Origin of the sequence: Streptomyces sp. NRRL F-2580, from assembly GCF_000720115.1 — a bacterium.
In the GTDB taxonomy this organism is placed as follows: Bacteria; Actinomycetota; Actinomycetes; order Streptomycetales; family Streptomycetaceae; genus Streptomyces.
This window is the reverse complement of the sequence record NZ_JOIR01000005.1, coordinates 434,632-451,194: the sequence shown is the minus strand read 5'-3', so window position 1 is coordinate 451,194 and position 16,563 is coordinate 434,632. Positions and strand designations below refer to the sequence as shown.

Below are 16,563 nucleotides of genomic sequence, written 5' to 3'. Positions count from 1 at the left end.
GGCTTTCCTCCGGGCTTTCGTTCTGTGTTCTTGCGTTTCCGACTCTATCAGACTCTTTCGTGTCCGACTTCCTCGGCGCTTTCCAGTTCCTGCGCTTTCACGCTTTCCCTTTCCAGCGATTCCGACTCTATCAGATTCTCTCCGGGCCGTTTCCGGCCGGATTCGAATTCCAATGGCCTTCGGAGGGCCTTTCCCTTTCGGGCGGATCAGACTTTATCAGGTCTCCCTGGTCTGGATTCACACCCGCTCGCGCGGACCGTCCGGACACACGTGTGTGCCCGGGCATCTGCGAGGTGGAGACGTAAACGTACTGGAGCGGGGCCCCCGGATGCAAATCCGGTTGCCCCGCTCCCCTTCCGGCGTTACGACGAGGCTCAGACCTCGACGACGACCGGGAGGATCATCGGACGGCGTCGGTAGCCGTCCGAGACCCACTTGCCCATCGTGCGGCGGATCAGCTGCTGGATCTGGTGCGGCTCGGCGACGCCGTCGGCCGCGGCGCGGGCGATGGCTTCCTCGATCTTCGGGATGACCGTTCCGAAGGCCGAGTCGTCGATGCCGGAGCCGCGGGCCTGGATGTTCGGGCCGCTGACGACCTTGCCGGTGCTGCTGTCGACCACGACGTAGACCGAGATGATGCCCTCGTCACCGAGGATCTTGCGGTCCTTGAGGTGGACTTCCGTGACGTCGCCGACCGAGAGGCCGTCCACGTAGACGTAGCCGGCCTGGACCTTGCCGGAGATCCGGGCCTTGCCGTCGATCAGGTCGACGACCACGCCGTCCTCGGCGATGACGATGCGGTCCTTCGGGACGCCCGTCAGGGCACCGAGCTCGGCGTTGGCGCGCAGGTGGCGCCATTCGCCGTGGACCGGCATCAGGTTGCGCGGCTTGCAGATGTTGTAGAAGTACAGCAGCTCGCCGGCCGAGGCGTGGCCCGAGACGTGCACCTTGGCGTTGCCCTTGTGCACGACGTTGGCGCCCCAGCGGGTCAGGCCGTTGATCACGCGGTAGACCGCGTTCTCGTTGCCCGGGATCAGGGACGACGCCAGGATCACGGTGTCGCCGGGGACGATCCGGATCTGGTGGTCGCGGTTGGCCATGCGGGACAGGGCCGCCATCGGCTCGCCCTGGGAACCCGTGCAGACCAGGACGACCTCGTGGGCCGGCAGGTCGTCGAGGGTCTTGACGTCCACCACGAGTCCGGCCGGGACCTTCAGGTAGCCGAGGTCGCGGGCGATGCCCATGTTGCGGACCATCGAGCGGCCGACGAAGGCGACCCGGCGGCCGTACTCGTGGGCGGCGTCGAGGATCTGCTGGATGCGGTGCACGTGGCTGGCGAAGCTGGCCACGATGATCCGGTTGTGGGCGTTCGCGAAGACCGTGCGCAGGACGTTGGAGATCTCGCGCTCGGGCGGGACGAAGCCCGGGACCTCGGCGTTCGTCGAGTCCGAGAGGAGGAGGTCGATGCCCTCTTCACTCAGGCGCGCGAAGGCGTGCAGGTCGGTGAGGCGCTGGTCCAGCGGGAGCTGGTCCATCTTGAAGTCGCCGGTGGCGACGACCAGGCCCGCGGGGGTCCGGATCGCGACGGCCAGGGCGTCGGGGATGGAGTGGTTGACCGCGATGAACTCGCAGTCGAAGGGGCCCAGGGCCTCGCGCTCGCCTTCCTTCACCTCAAGGGTGTAGGGGCGGATGCGGTGCTCCTGGAGCTTCGCCTCGATGAGGGCCAGCGTCAGCTTGGAGCCGATCAGCGGGATGTCCGGCTTCTCCCGGAGGAGGTAGGGGACGGCGCCGATGTGGTCCTCGTGACCGTGCGTGAGGACGATGCCCTCGATGTCGTCGAGGCGGTCCCTGATGGACGAGAAGTCCGGCAGGATCAGGTCGATGCCCGGCTGCTCCTCTTCGGGGAAGAGGACGCCGCAGTCGACGATCAGCAGGCGACCGTCGAACTCGAAGACGGTCATGTTGCGGCCGATCTCGCCGAGACCACCCAGGGGGGTGACTCTGAGGCCGCCCTTGGGCAGCTTCGGCGGCGGACCGAGTTCCGGATGCGGATGGCTCAAAAGTGTCTCCTCACCACGCACGCCACGTACCCGGAAGGCACGTGGCGCGCATGTCATTCGTGCACTTGCTGTTGTCTGTTCCGTATTTGTTCGTACTTGCTATTCAGTTGTGAAGTCTGTTGTCAGAGCTGTACCCCGCCGGCGGCAAGATCGATCTTGAGCTGCGCCGTCTCTTCGGCGGTCAGTTCGATCAGCGGGAGCCGGAGCGGGCCCGCGGGCAGGCCCTGCAGGTTCAGCGCGCCCTTGGTCGTCATCACGCCCTGGGTGCGGAACATGCCGGTGAAGACCGGGAGCAGCTTCTGGTGGATCTCGGCGGCCTTCTGGACGTCTCCGTCCAGGTGGGCCTCCAGCATGGCGCGCAGCTCGGGGGTGACCACGTGGCCGACCACGGAGACGAAGCCGACCGCGCCGACCGACAGGAGCGGCAGGTTCAGCATGTCGTCGCCGGAGTACCAGGCCAGGCCGCTCCGGGCGATGGCCCAGCCGGCGCGGCCGAGGTCGCCCTTGGCGTCCTTGTTGGCAACGATACGGGGGTGCTCGGCCAGCCGTACGAGAGTTTCCGTCTCGATCGGGACACCACTGCGGCCGGGGATGTCGTAGAGCATGACCGGCAGCTCGGTGGCGTCGGCGATGGCCGTGAAGTGCCGGTAGAGGCCCTCCTGCGGCGGCTTGCTGTAGTACGGGGTGACCGCGAGCAGGCCGTGGGCGCCGGTGCGCTCGGCCTGGCGGGCCAGTTCCAGGGTGTGGCGGGTGTCGTTGGTACCGATGCCGGCGACCACGTGGGCGCGGTCTCCGACGGCTTCGAGGACGGCTCGTACGAGGTCGTTTTTCTCCGCGTCGGTGGTGGTCGGCGACTCGCCAGTGGTGCCGTTGATGATCAGGCCGTCGTTGCCTGCGTCCACCAGGTGGACGGCGAGCTGCTGCGCGCCGTCGAGGTCGAGTGCGCCATCCGCCGTGAACGGCGTGATCATGGCGGTGAGGACCCGCCCGAAGGGGGTCTGCGGAGTCGAGATCGGAGCCATGGGTAACACGCTACTCGCTGCCATGCTCGCGGTGTCCCCTCGGGGGACGTTCAACGGGGTGTGCCGCCCGGCGGCGGCCGGGCGGGGCTGTTGGACGCCGGCACTGCCTGCTCGGGGGTTCAAGCAGTGCCGGGTCCGTTTGATCAGCCTAGATGAAGTTTACGAAACGTCGCAATACGGACACTTAGGACTTGACGCAGCACATCTGTACGCCGCAGGAGCAACGGGCCTTACGGGGCAACGCGCCCGTTGCCGTTGTAGGCCGCGTACGTGAGCGGCATGAGCTTCGCCCAGTGCTGCTCCATCTTCTCGCCGACCATCTCGATCTCCCGCTGCGGGAAGGACGGCACCGCCGCGAGCTCGTGCTGCGTGCGCAGGCCGAGGAAGTGCATCAGCGAGCGCGCGTTGCAGGTGGCGTACATCGAGGAGAAAAGACCGACCGGCAGGACCGAACGGGCAACCTCCCGGGCCACGCCCGCGGCGAGCATCTCCTGGTAGGCCTCGTAGGCCCGCACGTAGGAGTCCTCCATGACGCGGCCGGTCAGCTCCTGCTGCGCCCGGGTGCCCTCGACGAAGACGTACTTGCCCGGGCGGCCCTCCTGGACGAGCTTGCGCTCCGCGTCCGGGACGTAGAAGACCGGTTCGAGCTCCCTGTAGCGGCCCGATTCCTCGTTGTACGACCAGCCCACGCGGTGGCGCATGAACTCGCGGAAGACGAAGATCGGGGCGCTGATGAAGAAGGTCATCGAGTTGTGCTCGAAGGGGCTGCCGTGACGGTCCCGCATCAGGTAGTTGATGAGGCCCTTGGAGCGCTCCGGGTCCTTCTGCAGCTCCTCCAGGGACTGCTCGCCGGCGGTGGAGACGCGCGCGGCCCACAGCACGTCGGAGTCGGCGGCGGAGTGCTTCACCAGCTCCACCGTCACGTCACTGCGGAAGCTGGGTTTCAGATCTGAAGCGGCGGTCTCGCTCACCGGGGGTCCTTCCAAACGTGCGTTCCTGGGGCGCGCCCACTCTACGGCGCCCCCCGCGGGTCCTCGCGCAAACGCACGCGCACGGCGGACCCCTCACAGCTGACGCACAGCCATGAAATCTGGTGAATGTCCCGAAATCCGGCACCGATTGACCGGTTCGTTCGTCCTACCTAGGAGACCGCACACCCATTCCATCCCGAGGAGATTCGCTCTGATGTTCCTCCGGCGTGAAGCCGTCCCGTTCGCTTTCGTCTCCGAAGCCGACCGTTTCCGAAGCAACGTCACTCCGCCGCCGCGCGAGCGTCTGAGCCGGACCCAGATGGCCGCCCGTAGTCTGGTCGGACTGACCGTGGTTGCGGGGCTCGCCGGCTCACTGCTCTTCGGTATGCCCGCACTGCAGCCGAGCAAGGCACCGGAGAAGTCGCAGCAGTCGGAGGCGTCCGAGGGGCGGTAGCCTCACGGGCACAGCCCAACCGAACGTGCATGTGAGTGAGGTCCAGCCGTGCCCCTGCCCTTCCTGACGGCCGACGGCGTATCCGATGCGGATGACGACGGCGACGGCGACGAGGTCCTGGCCCATGCCGACCACGACCGCTGGCGCCGGCCCTACCGCCCCGGCCCCTGGCGCGTGGCCATCTCCGCGCTGCTGCTCCTGCTGTCCGCCTTCATGCTGCTCGCCACGATGATCATCGCGTTCGCGGGTGCGTGGGGCGGAGCCGGCGTGTGCCTGGCGGCCGCCCTCGTGGTCGTGGCATCGGCGGTGCAGACGCTGCGCGTGGGCGTGTGGGTGAGCCGTGCGGGGCTGCGCCGGGTGGGGTTCCTCGTGACCCGCACGGTCAAGTGGAGCGAGATCGCCGAGCTCCGTACGGTGCAGCAGCCGGTGCGCTGGCTCGGACTGCCGAGGACCGTGCAGGGGCAGGCGCTGACGATGTCCGGGCACAACGGCGCGCAGTTCCCGGCGCCGGTGCTAATGACCGACCACAACGCCGATTTCCTGTCGCGGGCGGAGGCCTTCGACCGGGCGGCCGACACGGTGGGTGCCTGGGCCGACGAGTACCGGCCCGTGGCCGCCTGATCCGCCGCGGCGCGCCCGGGAAGCCCGTACAGGTGTCAGACCTGTACGGGCTTCTTGTCGTGCAGGGCGATCGCCCGCTGCATGGCCTTGCGCGCCCGCGGGGTGTCCCGGGCGTCGTGGTAGGCGACGGCGAGCCGGAACCAGCTGCGCCAGTCCCCCGGCGCGTCCTCGGTCTCCGCCTTGCGGCGCGCGAAGACCTCGTCGGCGGAATCCCGCAGGATCCGACCGTACGCGTCCCGCTCCAGCTCGTCGACGGGCAGTCCGCCCTCGGCCTCCAGCTCGCCGGCGAGGTGGTTGGCCCGGGTGACGAACTGCGTGTTCTTCCAGAGGAACCAGACACCGATGACCGGCAGGATCAGCACGGCCACACCGAAGGTGACGGTGAGCCAGGTACCGTGCCCGATCAGCATCAGGCCCCGGCTGCCGACCAGGACGAAGTAGACGACCAGGACGGCGGCCGTGAGGAAGTACGTGATCTTCGCGCGCATCGTGAACTCAGCCCAGGTCGAGGAAGTGTTCCAGGCCGAAGGTGAGGCCCGGGGTCTGCGTCACGCGGCGCGCGCCGAGCAGGATGCCCGGCATGAAGCTGCTGTGGTGCAGGGAGTCGTGACGGATGGTCAGGGTCTCGCCCTCACCGCCGAGGAGCACCTCCTGGTGGGCCAGCAGTCCGCGCAGGCGGACGGCGTGCACCGGGACGCCGTCGACGTCCGCGCCGCGGGCCCCGTCGAGGGCCGTGGCGGTGGCGTCGGGCTGCGCGCCGAGGCCGGCTTCGGCGCGGGCCGCCGCGATGAGCTGCGCCGTGCGGGTCGCCGTACCGGAGGGGGCGTCGACCTTGTTGGGGTGGTGCAGCTCGACGACCTCGACGGACTCGAAGTAGCGGGCGGCCTGGGCCGCGAACTTCATGGTGAGGACGGCGCCGATGGAGAAGTTCGGGGCGATGAGCACACCGGTCTCCGGGGAGCCGGCGAGCCAGGTGTTCAGCTGGGCGAGGCGGTCCTCGGTCCAGCCGGTGGTGCCGACCACTCCGTGGATGCCGTGGCGGATGAGGAAGTCCAGGTTCCCCATCACCGAGGCCGGGGTGGTCAGCTCGACCGCGACCTGGGCGCCGGCCTCGGCCAGCGTCTCCAGCTTGTCGCCGCGGCCGAGGGCGGCCACCAGCTCCATGTCGTCGGCGGCCTCGACCGCCTTGACCGCCTCAGCGCCGATGCGGCCCTGGGCGCCGAGGACTGCCACGCGCAGCTTGCTCATGTTGCTTCCTTACTCACGTACGGAACTAGGCGACCGCTTCGTCGAGACGGGCGGCCTGCTTCTCCTTCAGCGGGCCGATCACCGCGAGCGAGGGGCGCTGGGCCAGTACATCCTGTGCGACCGAGCGGACGTCGTCCGGGGTCACCGCGGCGATCCGGGCCAGCATGTCGTCGACCGACATCTGGTCGCCCCAGCACAGCTCGCTCTTGCCGATCCGGTTCATGATGGCGCCGGTGTCCTCCAGGCCGAGGACGGTGGAGCCGGACAGCTGGCCGATGGCCCGCTTGATCTCGTCGTCGCCGAGCCCCTCGTTCGCGACCTTGTCCAGCTCGTCGCGGCAGATCCGGAGCACGTCGTGGACCTGGTTGGGCCGGCAGCCCGCGTACACGCCGAAGAGGCCGGTGTCGGCGAAGGCCGAGGTATACGAGTACACGCTGTAGGCGAGGCCGCGCTTCTCCCGGACCTCCTGGAAGAGCCGCGAGGACATGCCGCCGCCGAGGGCCGTGTTCAGCACGCCGAGCGCCCAGCGCCGCTCGTCGGTGCGGGCGATGCCCGGCATGCCGAGGACCACGTGGGCCTGCTCGGTCTTGCGGTTCACCAGCTCGACGCGGCCGGCGGTGCGGATGCGCTTGGCGCCGCTGCGCGGGCCGATCGGCTCGGCGTCGGTGCGGCCCAGGGCGCCGGCCTTCTCGAAGGCGGCACGGACCTGGCGTACGACCTTGTTGTGGTCGACGTTGCCGGCGGCGGCCACGACGAGGTGGGTCGGGTCGTAGTGCTTCTTGTAGAAGCGACGGATCCGCTCGGCGCCCAGGGCGTTGATCGTGTCGACGGTGCCGAGGACGGGGCGGCCCAGGGGGGTGTCCCCGTACATGGTCTGCGCGAACAGGTCGTGGACCACGTCGCCCGGGTCGTCCTCGGTCATCGCGATCTCTTCGAGGATGACGCCGCGCTCGGCGTCGACGTCCTCCTCGCGGATCAGCGAGCCGGTGAGCATGTCGCACACCACGTCGATGGCGAGCGGCAGGTCGGTGTCGAGCACCCGGGCGTAGTAGCAGGTGTACTCCTTCGCCGTGAAGGCGTTCATCTCGCCGCCGACCGCGTCTATCGCGGAGGAGATGTCGAGGGCGGTGCGCTTGGCGGTGCCCTTGAAGAGGAGGTGCTCCAGGTAGTGCGTGGCGCCGTTCAGCGTCGGCGTCTCGTCACGGGAGCCGACGTGCGCCCAGATGCCGAAGGTGGCGGAGCGGACCGAGGGCAGCGTCTCGGTGACGACGCGCAGTCCGCCGGGGAGGACCGTGCGCCGGACGGTGCCGATGCCGTTGCTCCCCTTGAGGAGGGTTTGGGTACGGGCGACGGCCCGCCCCTCCGGAGAGGGGCGGGCCGTCACACGGGAACTACGCGACATCACTTGTCGGAGTCGTCCTTGTCAGCGTCGTCGCCGGCGGCCTCGCCGTCGATCACGGGGATCAGGGAGAGCTTGCCGCGCTGGTCGATCTCGGCGATCTCCACCTGGACCTTGGTGCCGACCGCGAGCACGTCCTCGACGTTCTCCACGCGCTTGCCACCGGCCAGCTTGCGGATCTGCGAGATGTGCAGCAGGCCGTCCTTGCCGGGCATCAGGGAGACGAAGGCACCGAAGGTGGTGGTCTTGACGACCGTACCCAGGTAGCGCTCGCCGACCTCCGGCATGGTCGGGTTGGCGATGGCGTTGATCGTGGCGCGGGCGGCCTCGGCGGCCGGGCCGTCGGAGGCACCGATGTAGATGGTGCCGTCGTCCTCGATCGTGATCTCGGCGCCGGTGTCCTCCTGGATCTGGTTGATCATCTTGCCCTTGGGGCCGATGACCTCACCGATCTTGTCCACCGGGATCTTGACGGTGATGATCCGGGGGGCGAAGGGGGACATGGCGTCCGGCGTGTCGATCGCTTCCATCATCACGTCGAGGATGTGGAGGCGGGCGTCGCGGGCCTGCTTGAGGGCGGCGGCCAGAACGGAGGCCGGGATGCCGTCGAGCTTGGTGTCCAGCTGGAGCGCGGTGACGAACTCCTTGGTGCCGGCGACCTTGAAGTCCATGTCGCCGAAGGCGTCCTCCGCACCGAGGATGTCGGTGAGGGCGACGTAGTGGGTCTTGCCGTCGATCTCCTGGGAGATCAGGCCCATGGCGATACCGGCGACGGGGGCCTTGAGGGGCACACCGGCGTTCAGCAGCGACATGGTGGAGGCGCAGACGGAGCCCATGGACGTCGAACCGTTGGAGCCGAGGGCCTCGGACACCTGACGGATCGCGTACGGGAACTCCTCGCGGGTCGGGAGGACCGGCACGATCGCGCGCTCGGCGAGCGCGCCGTGGCCGATCTCGCGGCGCTTCGGCGAACCGACGCGGCCGGTCTCACCGACGGAGTACGGCGGGAAGTTGTAGTTGTGCATGTAGCGCTTGCGGGTCACCGGGGAGAGGGTGTCCAGCTGCTGCTCCATGCGGAGCATGTTGAGGGTGGTGACGCCCAGGATCTGGGTCTCGCCACGCTCGAACAGCGCCGAGCCGTGCACGCGCGGGATGGCCTCGACCTCGGCGGCGAGGGTACGGATGTCCGTGATCCCGCGGCCGTCGATGCGGACCTTGTCCTTGATGACGCGCTCGCGCACCAGGGCCTTGGTCAGGCTGCGGTAGGCGGCGGAGATCTCCTTCTCGCGGCCCTCGAAGGCCGGGAGGAGCTTGTCGGCGGCGAGCTCCTTGACGCGGTCCAGCTCGGCCTCGCGGTCCTGCTTGCCCGCGATGGTCAGCGCCTGGGAGAGCTCGCCCTTGACGGCGGCCGCGAGGGCCTCGTACACGTCGTCCTGGTAGTCCAGGAAGACCGGGAACTCGCCCTCGGGCTTCGCGGCCTTGGCGGCCAGGTCGGCCTGGGCCTTGCAGAGGACCTTGATGAAGGGCTTCGAGGCGTCGAGACCCGCGGCGACGATCTCCTCGGTCGGCGCCTGGGCGCCGCCCTTGACGAGGGCGATGGTCTTCTCGGTGGCCTCGGCCTCGACCATCATGATCGCGACGTCGCCGTCCTCCAGGACGCGGCCCGCGACGACCATGTCGAAGACGGCGTCCTCGAGCTCGGTGTGCGTCGGGAAGGCCACCCACTGGCCGCGGATCAGCGCGACGCGGACGCCGCCGATCGGGCCGGAGAAGGGCAGGCCGGCCAGCTGCGTGGACGCGGACGCGGCGTTGATCGCGACGACGTCGTACAGGTGGTCGGGGTTGAGCGCCATGATCGTGGCGACGACCTGGATCTCGTTGCGCAGGCCCTTCTTGAAGGACGGGCGCAGCGGGCGGTCGATCAGGCGGCAGGTGAGGATCGCGTCCTCGGAGGGGCGGCCCTCACGGCGGAAGAAGGAGCCGGGGATCTTGCCGGCCGCGTACTGCCGCTCCTCGACGTCCACCGTCAGGGGGAAGAAGTCGAGCTGGTCCTTGGGCTTCTTCGACGCGGTGGTGGCGGACAGCACCATCGTGTCGTCGTCCAGGTAGGCAACGGCGGAGCCGGCGGCCTGGCGGGCCAGACGGCCCGTCTCGAAGCGGATGGTGCGGGTGCCGAAGGAACCGTTGTCAATGACGGCCTCGGCGTAGTGGGTCTCGTTCTCCACTAGCGTTTTCTCCATTTTCGTCGTCTCCGTCCGCCGCCCGTGTGGCGGTGGACGGTTGCGGAGAAGCGCTCCTGGCGTGCGGGCCGGTCTTCGATCGAAGCATCCGGTTCGTTGCCCCCTGGGGGCATTCCGGGTGCCACTACCGAGGACCGGCGGCGTGGGAGGGCGCTCCTCCTCTTCAGTTGTGCGCGCCGTCTTCCTCAGACGCGCACGTGCGTCCGTTCCAGACTACAAAGGGTCCGGTCCGGTGCGCACGTACAGCAAAGGGAGCGGCCCCCTGATGTGGGAACCGCTCCCTTCACGGCGTGTTACTTGGCGCCGGCCGCACCGCGGCGGATGCCGAGGCGCTCGACCAGCGTACGGAAGCGCTGGATGTCCTTCTTGGCCAGGTACTGCAGCAGGCGGCGACGCTGGCCGACCAGGATCAGCAGACCACGACGGGAGTGGTGGTCGTGCTTGTGCGTCTTCAGGTGCTCGGTCAGGTCCGAGATGCGGCGGGAGAGCATCGCAACCTGGACCTCGGGGGAGCCGGTGTCGCCCTCCTTGGCACCGAACTCGGTGATGATCTGCTTCTTCGTAGCGGCGTCGAGCGGCACGCGTACTCCTCGTTTTAGGTCTTCGTTGCCACCGAGTGCCCCAGGTCTGAGTCTCTGGGGAGCTTCCGTAACTCGGGAGGCGGGGTCCGCTGAGCGCAGTCCACAGACCCTTGGGAAGGAATCCGGGGGACGCGTACACAAACGGCCGTCACACAGCGTACCAGGCTGCCGGGACGCGGCGTCTCAGCTGGTGAGAGCGCGGGCCCGGGAGTAAACGTCCAGCACGGCCAGGGTCAGGGGGACCAGGCTGAGCAGGACCGCCGCCTCGGTGAGGTCGAGCAGCCTTCCCCAGAAGGGTGACAGACCCTTGCGCGGGATGACAAGCGCAATTCCGGCGAGGAGGGCCGCGCCGGCGGCGACGGCGGCGGTCAGCCAGATCGTACGGAGGTCCAGGCCGCTGCTGTCCTGCTCGACGACCAGGGCCTCGATCAGGTCGGTCGGCGGGTGCAGGGCCATGCCGAGGATCAGCAGGGCGATGGCGGCCAGGCCGGCGGCGAGGGCGCACACGACCTGCGAGGTGTAGCGGAAGAGGCGGGCGCGCAGCAGCATCGCGAGGCCGGTGGCCAGGGCCAGCAGCCGGCCCCACGTGTTGTCGGAGAAGCCGAGGACGGCGGCGGACGCGACGGCGACGGCGGCGCAGCCGCCGACCAGGCCGAGGAGCATCTCGTGGCCGCGCCGGGCCTGGGCGGCGATGGCCTCGGCGTCGAGCGGGGCGCCCTGCTCGTGCTGGTCGGAGCCGGGCTGGTCACCGTACGGCTCGGTCTCGTAGCGGTCCGGGGTCTCGTAATCCTCGGTGGCGCTCTGCGGGGCGGCGTAGCCGATGGGCAGCCGGGCGAAGCGGGCGGAGAGGCCGGGGAGGAAGGCGACGAGGCCGATGGCGACGGGGGCGCAGGCGGCGGCGGTGTGGGTCGCGGAGGCCTCGGTGGCGATGGCGACGAAGGTGGCGAGGGTTCCGGTGGCGGCGACGAAGGTGGCCGCGACGAAGGGGGCGTCGCCACTGGGGGTGAGCGCGACCAGGGCGACGGAGGCGACCAGGACGCAGACGCAACCGACCAGGAACTGGAGCCGGCCGGGACCGTCGCCGACGGCCGGGGCGATGATCCCGGAGCCGGCGATCAGCAGGTGCGGGAGGGCGCCGAGGCCGAGGGCCACGGCGGAGAGCCTGTCGCGGTAGACGCGGGCCCGGACTCCGGCCACGCCGGTGAGCAGGACGCCGACGGCCCCGGCGATGATCCCCGGCAGGCCGTGCATGTCGTGGCGGACCGGGTCGGCGTACCAGAGGACGAAGCCGAGCATGACGAGCAGCAGGGCGGCGCCGGCCAGGCCCGCGCCGCGCAGCATGTCGTCGCTCCAGCGGTGCCGGTCGCGGACGACGGCGGAGGCGACGGCGTCGGAGACGTCGTCGAACACCGCGGGCGGCAGGGACTCGGCGAAGGGGCGCAGGCTCAGCACCTCGCCGTCGAGGATCTGCTGGGCGGCGAGGGTGCGGGCGCCGTCGAGGACGGTGCCGGAGCGGCGTACGAGGTGGAACCCGGTCGGGGCGCCCACGGGCTGGGTCTGGCCGGTGAGGCGCAGCAGCTCGGGATAGACGTCGGCGACGGCGATGTCCTCGGGGAGGGCGACGTCGATCCGACTGTCAGGAGCCACGACGGTGACCCTGCAGAAGCCCGTCGTTGCGGCCGTACTCACCTGTGTGACCCCCCTGGTTGGTGCCCGCACCGGCGGACGATTCGCGGATGCGCATGCTGCGCGCGCCACCCTACCGGGCGTCTGGCCTACTGTCGGCAAGTAGGATCACCGACGCGTGGGGGAACCCCCTTCGCGCCCGGGACTTGGGGGCGCCGGTTATGACGTCCCGTCCGTTTTCGAGGGATTGATGCTCCGGTGAGCCAGATCGTCGTCAAACGCCCGCCGCGGTCCCTGCCGCCCGAGGTTCCCTCGGACGAGCTGAGGCTGGAAGCTCCGCCCGAACTTCCGCGCGGGCAGCAGGAGGGCATGCTGATGCAGCTCCTGCCGATGCTCGGCATGGGCTCTTCCGTCGTCTTCTTCTTCATGCCGGGCGCGGCACCGTTCATGCGCATCATGGGTGTGCTGATGCTCGTGTCGACCGTCGGCATGGTCATCGCCCAGCTGATGCGCCACCGGCGCGGTACGCAGGGGCAAATGGCCGATGTGCGCCGGGACTACCTCAAATACCTTGCGCAGACGCGCCGTCAGGTACGGCGTACCGCGCGGGCGCAGCGCGACGCGCAGCTGTATCTGCACCCGGCCCCCGAGCAGTTGTGGTCGGTCGTGGCGGAGGGTTCGCGGCTGTGGGAGCGGCGCGTCGGCGACCCGGACTTCGGGCAGGCCCGGCTCGGGCTGGGCGCGCAGCGGCTGGCGACCACGCTGGTGGCGCCGGAGACGGCGCCGGTGGACGAGCTGGAGCCGCTGACCGCGGGCGCGATGCAGCGCTTCCTGAAGGTGCACTCCACTCTGGACGGCCTGCCGGTGGCGCTGTCGATCCGGGCGTTCTACCACGTGACGGTGTCCGGGGAGCCGGACTCCGCGCGCAGTACGGCGCGGGCGATGGTCGCGCAGCTGGCGACGCTGCACTCCCCCGAGGACCTGATGGTGGCCGTGGTGGCCGCGCCGGGTGCGGTGCCCTCGTGGGACTGGACGAAGTGGCTGCCGCACACGCAGCTCCCGGGGCAGGTCGACGGGGCCGGTACGAAGCGGCTGTTCGGCGACGACCTCGCCGAGTTGGAGGGGCTGCTGGGGCCCCGGTTGGAGGGCCGGCCGCGGTTCAGCCGTGACGTGTCCCCGGTCCTGGACCAGCCGCACCTGGTGGTCGTGCTGGACGGGGGCCTGGTGCCGCCGGACTCGGTGTTCGCGGCGGCCGAGGGGCTGCAGGGCGTGACGATAGTCGAGGTGGTGGCGGGCGAGCTGGACGAGCCGCGCGGCGGGCTGTCGGTCGTGGTGCGGCCGGGCCGGCTGCGCCTGGAGTCGGGCGCGGGTGTCGCGTACGAGGGCGTCCCGGACACCCTGTCACTGCCCGCGGCGGAGGCCCTGGCCCGGCAGTTGGCGCCGCTGCGCACGGGTGGCGGGGACGACGACGAGCCGCTGCTCGCCAACCTGGACTTCACGGACCTGCTGAACCTGGGCGACGCGGCCGCGGTGGACGTGGCACGGACCTGGCGGCCGAGGTCGGCCGGTGAGCGGCTGCGCGTGCCGATCGGTGTCGGCGAGGACGGCACTCCGGTCATGCTGGACCTGAAGGAGGCCGCGCAGGAGGGCATGGGCCCGCACGGCCTGTGCGTGGGCGCGACCGGTTCCGGCAAGTCGGAGCTGCTGCGCACGCTGGTGCTGGGCCTGGCGGTCACGCACACCTCGGAGACGCTGAACTTCGTGCTCGCCGACTTCAAGGGCGGTGCGACCTTCACGGGCATGGGACAGATGCCGCACGTCGCGGCCGTCATCACCAACCTGGCGGACGACCTCACGCTCGTGGACCGCATGGGCGACTCGATCCGCGGCGAGCTGCAGCGCCGTCAGGAGCTGCTGCGTTCGGCGGGCAACTACGCCAACATCCACGACTACGAGAAGGCCCGCGCGGCCGGCGCCCCGCTGGAGCCGCTGGCCTCGCTGGTGCTGGTCATCGACGAGTTCAGCGAGCTGCTGACGGCGAAGCCGGACTTCATCGACATGTTCATCCAGATCGGCCGCATCGGCCGGTCGCTGGGTGTGCACCTGCTGCTGGCCTCGCAGCGTCTGGAGGAGGGCAAGCTGCGCGGCCTCGACACGTACCTGTCGTACCGGATCGGTCTGCGGACCTTCTCGGCGGCGGAGTCGCGGACCGCGATCGGCGTGCCGGACGCCTACCACCTGCCGTCGGTGCCCGGTTCGGGCTACCTGAAGTTCGGTACGGACGAGATGACCCGCTTCAAGGCGGCGTACGTGTCGGGCACCTACCGCTCGGGCGGGCCCGACCTGTCGGTGGGGCTGTTCCCGGTGGAGCGGCGGCCCGCGCTGTTCACGGCGGCTCCGGTGCCGGTGGTGTACGCGGCCCCGGACCCGGCGTACCTGGCGGCGCAGACGCCGCGGGAGGACGACGCGCTCGCCGACACGGTGCTCGACGTGATCGTGAGCCGGCTGGAGGGGCAGGGGGTGCCGGCGCACCAGGTGTGGCTGCCGCCGCTCGACCAGGCCCCGCCGCTGGACCAGCTGCTGCCGGCGCTGGCGCCGAGCGCGGAGCGCGGGCTGCACGCGGACGGGTACACGCGGCCCGGCGGGCTCGTGGTACCGCTCGGCCTCATCGACAAGCCCTTCGAGCAGCGGCGCGAGGTGCTGTACCGGGACTTCTCGGGTGCGGCGGGCCACATGATGGTCGTCGGCGGTCCGCAGTCGGGCAAGTCGACGCTGATGCGCACGCTGATCTCCTCCTTCGCGCTCACCCACACCCCGCGCGAAGTGCAGTTCTACGGGCTGGACTTCGGTGGTGGCAGCCTGTCGGCGGTGGCCGAGCTGCCGCACGTGGGCGGGATCGCCTCGCGTCTGGACCCGGAGCGGGTACGGCGTACGGTCGCGGAGGTCGGGGGCATCCTCAACCGCCGCGAGGAGTTCTTCCGCGCGAACAACATCGACTCGATCGGCACCTACCGGCGGCGCCGGGCGGCGGGCGACCTGCCCGGTGAGCCGTGGGGCGACGTGTTCCTGATCGTCGACGGCTGGGGCAACTTCAAGGGCGAGTACGAGGGCCTGGAGCAGATCGTCACGGACATCGCGTCCCGCGGTCTGGGCTACGGCATCCACGTGGTGATCACGGCGGCGCGCTACATGGAAGTCCGGGCCGCGCTCAAGGACCAGATGCTCAGCCGGCTGGAGCTGCGCCTCGGCGACACCATGGACTCCGAGTTCGACCGGAAGGTCGCGGCGAACGTCCCGCCCGGCATGCCGGGCCGCGGCCAGGTGGCGGAGAAGCTGCACTTCCTGGGTGCGCTGCCGCGGATCGACGGCTCGCACGAGGCCGGGGACCTGTCGGAGGCCACGGCGGCGTTCGTGGAGGCGGTGAAGCAGAACTGGTCGGGCCAGGCGGCTCCGGGCGTGCGGCTTCTGCCGCGGCTGCTCCACTCGGACCAGCTGCCCAAGGGCGGGGAGTTCCCCGGCCGCGGGATCGCGATCGGCATCGACGAGAACGACCTGGAGCCGGTTTTCGTCGACTTCGAGTCCGACCCCTTCCTCCTCGTGTTCGGCGAGAGCGAGTCGGGCAAGACGAACCTGCTGCGGCTCATCGCCAAGCAGATCTCCGAGCGGTACACGCCGGACCAGGCGCGCCTGGTCGTGGGCGACTACCGGCGCAGCCTGCTCGGGGCGCTGCCGGAGGAGCACCTGCTGGAGTACGCGCCGATGGCGAGCTCCCTGCAGATGCACATGGAGGCGCTGGGCGGGGTGTTCTCGCGCCGGCAGCCGCCGACCGACGTCACTCCGCAACAGCTGCGTGACCGCAGCTGGTGGACGGGCCCGGACGTGTTCATCGTGATCGACGACTTCGACCTGGTGGCCACCAGTCAGGGCAATCCGCTGGCGCCGCTGGTGGAGTTCCTGCCCTTCGCCCGGGACACGGGCGTCCGCTTCATCATCGCCCGCAACTCGGCGGGTGCCTCGCGTTCGATGTACGAGCCGTTCATGCAGCGGATCAAGGAGCTGGGCGCGCAGGGCATCGTCCTGTCCGGCGACCCGTCCGAGGGCGACCTCGTCGGCACCGTGCGGCCGCGTCCGATGCCGCCGGGCCGGGCGTACTTCGCCTCGCGCAGGCGGGGGACGTCGCTGGTGCAGCTCGGGCGGATGCCGGGCCATATGTGATCGCCTTCCCGGTGGCCGGACACCCGTCAGGGGCCGGCGACCGGGAAGGATCGGGTGGAAACCTCTCCCTGTCGGCGGCGCAGCACCGATAATCGGCGGTGAACACGCGCCACCGAGGGAGAGGCC

General features: G+C 70.1%; 12 protein-coding genes. 3 read left to right on the top strand and 9 right to left on the bottom strand.

Annotation, left to right across the window (positions count from 1 at the left end; all coding sequences use genetic code 11):
• Positions 1-374: 374 nt before the first annotated feature.
• The 3 genes from IF88_RS0108065 to thyX form a co-directional block, all read right to left on the bottom strand.
• Positions 375-2,060: a ribonuclease J gene (locus IF88_RS0108065; protein ID WP_030708717.1), complete on the bottom strand. Its 1,686-nt coding sequence runs from the start codon at positions 2,058-2,060 to the stop codon at positions 375-377.
• A gap of 122 nt (positions 2,061-2,182) precedes the next feature.
• Positions 2,183-3,082, bottom strand: coding sequence for a 4-hydroxy-tetrahydrodipicolinate synthase (dapA, locus tag IF88_RS0108060; RefSeq protein WP_030708715.1), 900 nt, complete (start codon positions 3,080-3,082; stop codon positions 2,183-2,185).
• A gap of 230 nt (positions 3,083-3,312) precedes the next feature.
• Entirely contained in the window at positions 3,313-4,053 is a 741-nt protein-coding gene (gene thyX, locus IF88_RS0108055) for an FAD-dependent thymidylate synthase (RefSeq protein WP_030708713.1), read from the bottom strand.
• 214 nt (positions 4,054-4,267) lie between these two features.
• Here thyX and IF88_RS0108050 point away from each other — a divergent pair, with 214 nt between their 5' ends.
• Both IF88_RS0108050 and IF88_RS0108045 read left to right on the top strand, forming a co-directional pair.
• On the top strand, positions 4,268-4,507 hold the full coding sequence (locus tag IF88_RS0108050; RefSeq protein WP_030708711.1) for a hypothetical protein: 240 nt from the start codon (positions 4,268-4,270) through the stop codon (positions 4,505-4,507).
• Between the two features lie 48 nt (positions 4,508-4,555).
• Positions 4,556-5,128, top strand: a complete 573-nt coding sequence (locus IF88_RS0108045) for a PH domain-containing protein (protein WP_030708710.1) — start codon at positions 4,556-4,558, stop codon at positions 5,126-5,128.
• Positions 5,129-5,163: 35 nt separating this feature from the next.
• Here the strand turns inward: IF88_RS0108045 and IF88_RS0108040 are convergent, their stop codons facing one another.
• The 6 genes from IF88_RS0108040 to eccD form a co-directional block, all read right to left on the bottom strand.
• Positions 5,164-5,616, bottom strand: coding sequence for a hypothetical protein (locus IF88_RS0108040; protein WP_030708708.1), 453 nt, complete (start codon positions 5,614-5,616; stop codon positions 5,164-5,166).
• A gap of 7 nt (positions 5,617-5,623) precedes the next feature.
• Positions 5,624-6,376 (bottom strand): 4-hydroxy-tetrahydrodipicolinate reductase, encoded by a 753-nt coding sequence (gene dapB / locus IF88_RS0108035; RefSeq protein ID WP_030708706.1) that lies wholly within the window; start codon positions 6,374-6,376, stop codon positions 5,624-5,626.
• A gap of 25 nt (positions 6,377-6,401) precedes the next feature.
• On the bottom strand, positions 6,402-7,781 hold the full coding sequence (locus IF88_RS0108030; RefSeq protein WP_030708704.1) for a M16 family metallopeptidase: 1,380 nt from the start codon (positions 7,779-7,781) through the stop codon (positions 6,402-6,404).
• Positions 7,778-10,000 carry a polyribonucleotide nucleotidyltransferase gene (locus IF88_RS0108025; protein WP_030708702.1) on the bottom strand — a complete coding sequence of 741 codons (2,223 nt, stop codon included), beginning with the start codon at positions 9,998-10,000 and terminating at the stop codon, positions 7,778-7,780. The genes IF88_RS0108030 and IF88_RS0108025 overlap by 4 nt, the downstream gene beginning before the upstream one ends.
• A gap of 308 nt (positions 10,001-10,308) precedes the next feature.
• Positions 10,309-10,596, bottom strand: coding sequence for a 30S ribosomal protein S15 (gene rpsO, locus IF88_RS0108020; protein ID WP_030011220.1), 288 nt, complete (start codon positions 10,594-10,596; stop codon positions 10,309-10,311).
• Positions 10,597-10,779: 183 nt separating this feature from the next.
• The gene (gene eccD / locus IF88_RS0108015; protein WP_030708699.1) at positions 10,780-12,285 is read right to left on the bottom strand and encodes a type VII secretion integral membrane protein EccD; all 1,506 of its coding nucleotides are present in this window, start codon (positions 12,283-12,285) and stop codon (positions 10,780-10,782) included.
• A 195-nt stretch (positions 12,286-12,480) separates the two neighbouring features.
• Between eccD and IF88_RS0108010 the strand changes: the two genes are divergently transcribed.
• Positions 12,481-16,437 carry a type VII secretion protein EccC gene (locus IF88_RS0108010; protein ID WP_030708697.1) on the top strand — a complete coding sequence of 1,319 codons (3,957 nt, stop codon included), beginning with the start codon at positions 12,481-12,483 and terminating at the stop codon, positions 16,435-16,437.
• The last annotated feature ends 126 nt before the right edge of the window (positions 16,438-16,563 follow it).

What these genes read in the sequence shown, in the direction of transcription:
- dapA (WP_030708715.1), bottom strand. Translation starts at nt 3,082, where the DNA reads ATGGCTCCGATCTCGACTCCGCAGACCCCCTTCGGGCGGGTCCTCACC.
- IF88_RS0108050 (WP_030708711.1), top strand. Translation starts at nt 4,268, where the DNA reads ATGTTCCTCCGGCGTGAAGCCGTCCCGTTCGCTTTCGTCTCCGAAGCC.
- IF88_RS0108040 (WP_030708708.1), bottom strand. Translation starts at nt 5,616, where the DNA reads ATGCGCGCGAAGATCACGTACTTCCTCACGGCCGCCGTCCTGGTCGTC.
- dapB (WP_030708706.1), bottom strand. Translation starts at nt 6,376, where the DNA reads ATGAGCAAGCTGCGCGTGGCAGTCCTCGGCGCCCAGGGCCGCATCGGC.